Source organism: Microbacterium sp. A93, assembly GCF_051842835.1.
Genome location: NZ_JBPXMT010000031.1, coordinates 1 through 1,250, shown reverse-complemented (window position 1 = coordinate 1,250; position 1,250 = coordinate 1). Strand labels below are relative to the sequence as shown.

At 59.1% G+C, this 1,250-nt stretch carries 1 protein-coding gene; it reads right to left on the bottom strand.

The genetic code is table 11. The features are described 5' to 3' along the window. Positions 1–43 precede the first annotated feature (43 nt). Positions 44–1,207 carry an acyl-CoA dehydrogenase family protein gene (locus tag ACSU1G_RS34565; protein ID WP_439286187.1) on the bottom strand — a complete coding sequence of 388 codons (1,164 nt, stop codon included), beginning with the start codon at positions 1,205–1,207 and terminating at the stop codon, positions 44–46. Between the last annotated feature and the right edge of the window lie 43 nt (positions 1,208–1,250).

The following is a 1,250-nucleotide window of genomic DNA, read 5'->3' as shown; positions in this document are numbered from 1 at the left end:
GCAAAGACCTTTAGGCGTGAAGCAGCACGATCGGTCATGCTGCTCATACGCGGCGTCCCAGGATTTCACGGGCCATCACGATCTTCATGATCTCGGTGGGCCCCTCCATCTGTTTCGCCATGCGCAACTTCGCCCAGAAGTCGCCGAACGGATAGTCGTCGATGGCGAGCCCGCGACCGCCTAGGATCTGCATGCAGCGGTCGATGACGCGGAGCCCAGCGTCCACGCAATAAGCCTTCACTGTCGACGCCTGCAGCCTCGACGCGGAGTACCCGTTCGCCCCGCGATCAACCAGCCACGCCGCATGGAACGTGTTCCAGCGGATCGACTCGATATCGAAGTGATTATCAGTCAGCATCCATTGGATTGCCTGATTGTCCCCGAGCTTCCCTCCGAACACCTCACGTGTGTTTGCGTACTCCACCGCAAGCTCCTGGCTCCTCTCGGACATGCCCAGGGCGGATGCGCCGACACGAAGCCTGAAGCGGTTGAACTGGTGCTGCGCGATCTTGAAACCGGCACCATCCTCGCCGAGCAGGTTTTCCGCGGGCACGACCACATCTCGAAGGACGACCTCTTGCTCTTCGCCCCAGACCCGCGACAGCACGGGGATGGTTCGCACAGCTTCGAATCCCGGAGTGTCGTTGTCGACGAGGAACATGCTGATACCACGTGCCCCTTTCGATGCGTCTGTCACCGCGGCCACTGCGGTGTAGCTGCTTGAAGCGTGACCGGTGCGCCACAGTTTTCGTCCGTTGAGTACCCAGTGGTCGCCCTTACGCACTGCGGTCGTCTTCATGCCCGCAAGGTCGGAGCCGGCTTCGGGTTCCGTGAAGCACATGGAGTATCCGGTATCGCCTCGGAGCACCGGATATAGGTACTTCTCCTTTATCTCCTCTGTCGTTTCATACATGACGGGCTGGGGTGTAAAGCCCATTCCTGGCAGTGTTCGTGGCACCTTCACTGTTTCGGCGACGAGAATCGCATCCTCGGTGGCACCGAGGCCTTGCCCGCCATACTCTTTAGGGACGGTCAGTAGGTTCAGGCCGTACTCGACCATCTTGTTTCGCAACCAGGTGGACAGCTCCGGGGCATAGTCCGCACTCGTAACTGGCCAAGAGGCATACCGCGGCATCACTTCCGTGTTGATGAATTCTCGTGCACGGTGCTGGAGGTCCCGTTGTTCCTTCGTCAGTTCGAAATCCATGTCTTTTCACTTTCTATCGTGGGGAGTTGCGTTTTCTTGAGGC

Coding starts and splice junctions, on each gene's coding strand:
- ACSU1G_RS34565 (WP_439286187.1), bottom strand. CDS start 1,207: ATGGATTTCGAACTGACGAAGGAACAACGGGACCTCCAGCACCGTGCA.